The organism is Vibrio sp. 10N.286.49.B3, assembly GCF_002873395.1.
GTDB lineage: Bacteria > Pseudomonadota > Gammaproteobacteria > Enterobacterales > Vibrionaceae > Vibrio.
Genome location: NZ_MCUV01000022.1, coordinates 1 through 363, shown reverse-complemented (window position 1 = coordinate 363; position 363 = coordinate 1). Strand labels below are relative to the sequence as shown.

Here is a 363-nt window from a genome sequence, read left to right as displayed (position 1 = left end):
TTCACTATCACTTCGCAAGACGGTACTGAACATACCATTACCGTGACGATCACGGGTGTTAATGATGCCGCAATCATCTCCGGCGATGCGGTTGGTGAAGTTGTTGAAGATGAAACTTCTCCGACTCTAACTAATAGTGGTCAGTTAACCATTACCGACGCGGATGGTGTCCTGCAAGAAGTGTTCGACCCAAGCAGTGTAGTTCCTGCTGCTGGCGTGCTTGGAAGCCTTACGTTAACTGAAGATGGTGCTTGGACGTACAACGTTGATAATAGCGATGTTCAATACTTAGATGAAGGTGAGACGAAAGACGAAGTATTCACCATCACTTCGCAAGATGGTACGGAACATACCATTACCGTG

General features: G+C 46.8%; 1 protein-coding gene. It reads left to right on the top strand.

Annotated elements, in window-relative coordinates:
* Positions 1 to 363: VCBS domain-containing protein (locus tag BCU68_RS08665; RefSeq protein ID WP_277868780.1), on the top strand; the 363-nt coding region annotated here is incomplete at both ends.